This window comes from Lactobacillus nasalidis (assembly GCF_016587775.1).
GTDB lineage: Bacteria > Bacillota > Bacilli > Lactobacillales > Lactobacillaceae > Lactobacillus > Lactobacillus nasalidis.
Map to the genome: position 1 here is coordinate 1 of NZ_BOCG01000445.1, position 4,246 is coordinate 4,246.

General features: G+C 54.8%; 3 protein-coding genes and 2 tRNA genes. All 5 read left to right on the forward strand.

What is annotated here, in order from left to right; all coding sequences use genetic code 11:
• Positions 1–802 (forward strand): aminotransferase class I/II-fold pyridoxal phosphate-dependent enzyme (locus tag lacNas_RS08250; RefSeq protein ID WP_201346768.1); only part of this gene is annotated, 802 nt, incomplete at its 5' end.
• Entirely contained in the window at positions 795–1,850 is a 1,056-nt protein-coding gene (locus lacNas_RS08255) for a PTS sugar transporter subunit IIC (RefSeq protein WP_201330080.1), read from the forward strand. The genes lacNas_RS08250 and lacNas_RS08255, both read left to right, overlap by 8 nt.
• A gap of 75 nt (positions 1,851–1,925) precedes the next feature.
• Positions 1,926–2,007 (forward strand) — tRNA-Tyr (locus lacNas_RS08260).
• A gap of 5 nt (positions 2,008–2,012) precedes the next feature.
• Positions 2,013–2,084: transfer RNA gene (locus tag lacNas_RS08265), tRNA-Gln, on the forward strand.
• A 261-nt stretch (positions 2,085–2,345) separates the two neighbouring features.
• The gene (locus lacNas_RS08270) at positions 2,346–3,956 is read left to right on the forward strand and encodes a peptide ABC transporter substrate-binding protein (protein ID WP_201330081.1); all 1,611 of its coding nucleotides are present in this window, start codon (positions 2,346–2,348) and stop codon (positions 3,954–3,956) included.
• Positions 3,957–4,246: the final 290 nt, after the last annotated feature.

Genomic DNA, 4,246 nt, shown 5'->3' on the forward strand with positions numbered 1-4,246 from the left:
CCCGCTCTACATTGCCGACGCGGCTTTGGAAAAAGCGGAAGTGGTGCAGATCGACACTTCCAAGACCGGCTTCAAGCTGACGCCGGACCAGCTGCAGGCAGCTGTCGACGAATACGGCGACCGGCTGCGGATCCTGGTCATGAACTACCCGACCAACCCGACCGGGGTCATGTACAGCCAGGAAGAACTGGATGCTTTGGCCGAAGTGATCAAGGACCGGCCGACCTTCGTTCTCTGCGATGAAATCTACAGCGAACTGAACTACGAACAAGAACATGCTTCAATGGCCAAGTCGCTCAGAAAGCAGGCCATCGTCTTGAACGGGGTTTCCAAGTCCTGGGCCATGACCGGCTACCGGATCGGGATCATGGCCGCTCCCCAGGAATTGACCGACCAATTGGCCAAGGTTCACCAGTTCATCACGACGACCGAACCGACGCCGATGCAGGACGCGGCTGAGGAAGCCTTCAGAAACGGCGACCGGGATGCCGCCGAGATGAAGGCAGCCTTCAAGGAGCGCCGGGACTACCTCTACCAGGCTTTGAGCGACATCGGCTTTGACGTGATCAAGCCGCAGGGGGCCTTCTATATCTGGGCCAAGATTCCGGAGGGGCTGAACCAGAACGATGCCGAATTCGTCTACGAACTGGCTGACCAGGTCCACGTCGGCGTCTGCGCCGGTTCCTGGTTTGCCAAGGGCGGCCAGGGCTGGCTCCGCTTCTCCTATGCCACGGCTTTGGATGAAATCAAGGAAGGCGTAAAGCGCATCAAGAAATTTGTCGAGGAAAACACACATGACTGAAAGCAAGCAGGAAAAAGGGCTTAAAGAAGCCACATTGAATATTTTGAACGGGATCGGGATCGGGGTCATTGCTGCCCTGGTGCCGGCCGCGATTCTGGGCCAGCTGATGAAGGCCCTGCTGGGCGTGGCGCCGGCTTTTGCCCAGACGGTTATCAACATCACGACTTTCACGCAGAGTCTGCTCGCCGCCATGGCCGGCTTTTGCGCGGCCTACCTGTTCCAGATGAACATGGTGCAGATGTGCTCGGTCGCGGCCGCGGCCATGATCGGGTCAGGCGCCGTTAGCTTTAAAAATGGCTTGATCATGGTTTCAGGCACCGGTGACGTCATCAACATTGGTTTGACGATCACTATTGCCATTCTTTTGATCAAGCTGATCGGCAAGAGACTGGGCTCATACACGACGATTCTTTTGCCAATCATCGTCTTGGTTGTCGGCGGCGGGATCGGCCTCTTGATTCTGCCTTACGTCAAGACGGTGACGACCTTCATCGGCATGGTGGTCATGGCCTTTACCAAGCTGCAGCCGCTGGTGATGGGGGTCTTGATCGGGATGTCCTTCGCGGCCATGATCGTGTCGCCAATTTCTTCAGTCGGCATCGCGGTGGCAATCGGCCTGACCGGGGTTGCTTCAGGTGCCGCCAACTTGGGTATCACCGGGGCTGCCTACACCCTGGGGATCATGAGCTACAGCGTCAACGGGATGGGGACGACTTTGGCCCACTTCATCGGGACGCCGAAGATCCAAATGGCCAACATGCTGGAAAAGCCGAAGCTTTTCATCCCGGTTCTCTGCGCTTCCGGTCTGTCCGGCCTTTTGGCAGCCATCTTCAACCTGCAGGGGACGCCTAATTCCGCCGGCTTTGGCTTCAGCGGCTTGATCGGGCCACTGGCTGCCTACGCCAAGATGACGCCAGGCTGGGGCAGCATCATCCTTTTGACGGTGCTTTACGTCGTTTACCCGGTTGCCCTGGGCTTCTTCATGCGCTGGCTCTTCATCGACCGCCTGCACTTCGTCAAGGCGGAAGACCTTCGTCTGGAAGTCTAAGGCAAAAAGTAAAAAAATTGCCAAAAAACCTTGCACTTGCCCTGTTTTTTCGTTAAGATAATAGAGTACTTCAACGGAGGAATAGCGAAGTGGCTAAACGCGGCGGTCTGTAAAACCGCTCTCTCTGAGTTCGGTGGTTCGAATCCACTTTCCTCCATTGATTGCGTTATAGCCAAGTGGTAAGGCAACGGTTTTTGGTACCGTCATGCGCTGGTTCGAATCCAGCTAACGCAATTGTTCTAAAGAACACCCAACCCGAAAGAAGAGCTTCTGACTGAGTCAGAGGCTCTTCTTTTTCGCGGCTGTACAAAAATAAGTTCCGGCCAGCAAAAGCAGGTTAAAAACAGATTATAAAGTTAATTTTCCAAGGAAAATTTTTAATCGATGAAGAAAGATGTACTTTTTTAGAAAAACTTGCTATACTTACAGAGTAAATAATGGGTTACTTTTTGTAAGTAATGGATTGGATTAAGCAAAATCCGGGGGAGGCAAAAATTGCACAAGAAAATGATTGCTTCAGCAACGCTGGTGACACTGGCGGCTTTGCTGGCAGCTTGCGGCCAGACGAAGCAGACCGGCTCCAGCGCCAAGCAGGTGATGAAGACTGCCGTAACAGGGGAAATCAGCACTTTGGACTCCAGCAAGTACGGGGACACTGTCAGTTCGGAAACCCTGCAGAACACGATGGAAGGCCTTTACCGCTTCAACAAGAAGGGCCAGGCCAAGCTGGCCGGGGCGGTCAAGGTGACCAAGTCCAAGGACCAGAAGGTCTATACTTTTACCCTTAGAAAAAATGCCAAGTGGTCCAACGGTGACCCGGTGACGGCTCAGGACTACGTGACCGCTTGGCGGCGGACGGTTGACCCGAAAAACGATTCTTTGGACAGCGACAGCTACCAAGTCATCAAGAACGGGACGGACATCGTGGCCGGCAAGAAGAAGGTGTCCAGCCTGGGCATCAAGGCCTTGGGCAAGTACAAGCTTCAAGTCACTCTGGAAAACCCGATCCAGTATCTGCCGGACCTGTTGACCGGGGCCCAGTTCTACCCGCAGGACACGAAGATCGTCAAAAAGTACGGGTCCAGCTACGGGACCAGCTCCAGCAAGCTGGTCTACAACGGGCCCTTCAAGGTTACCGGGTGGACCGGGTCCAGCATCAAGTGGACTTTGAAGAAGAACAAGACCTATTGGAACGCCAAGTCAGTCAGCCTGAGTGCTGTCAAAGTCCAGGTCATCAAGACCACTTCAACAGGCCTCAACCTTTACAAGGGCGGGCAGCTGGACTACGCGCCGGTTGACGCTGACTACGTCAAGCAGTATGAAAAGAACGCCGACTACCACACCAAGACCACGCCGACCAACGGCTACATGGTCTTCAACACCAAGCGCAAGACCACCGGCAACGTCCACGTCCGCCGGGCCATCAGCCTGGGCGTGAACAAGTCCGAACTGGTGAAGACGGTCCTGCACTCCGGCAAGGCTGCTCAAGGCTTGGTAGCCAGCGACTTCATCTATGATGAAAACGGCAAGGACTACCGGACCAGCGCCGGCAAGCTGATGACCTACAATCTGAAGCAGGCCCGGAAGGAATGGGCCCTGGCCAAAAAGCAGCTGGGCAAGTCCAAGATCACCATCGAACTTTTGACCAGCGACATGGATGCTTCCAAGCGGGTGGGCGAATACCTGCAGAGCAACCTGATGAAGAACCTGCCAGGTTTGACGGTGAAATTGCGGTCAATTCCGCTGAAGTCCCGCCTGGCTGACACGACCAAGCACAACTTCGACATGGTTTACGGGACTTGGCAGCCAAGCTTCCAGGACCCGATCGACTACCTGACCATCGGGGGCCTCTTCAACCTGGAGAGCGACTACAAGAACAGCACTTTCTGGAAGGAAATCAAGCAGGCCAGAAGCACTTACGCTACCCAGCCGGCCAAGCGGCAGGCCAGCCTGATCGCTGCCGAAAAGCAGCTGGTCCAAAAGGACGCTTTCGTGGCTCCGCTCTACCAGGCCGGAGTATCCTACCTGCTTAAGTCCAAGGTGACCGGTTTCCGCCTGTCTCCATACGGGACCGTTGCCTACTACTGGGACGTCAAGATTAAATAAAAAATTGCGCGATTTCTGCTTTTTTGGCAGGAATCGTTTTTTGATGAAAAAGCAGGGCTCAATGCGCTAAAATGCGCAAAAAGCAAGCTTAGTTTACCTATTTTCGGGGCTTAACGGGTACAATAGAAGATAGCTTTTAATGAGGAGGCAAAAGATGCCTAGATACATCAAAGTTGGCAGCGGCGGCGGCGAGGTCACCTGGCACCGGGCCATGCTGGACCTGGCGCCGGGGGACTACCTGCTGCTTGAGCCCGGCTATTACGTTTGGCCGCGGGGCCGGATCCTGGAAG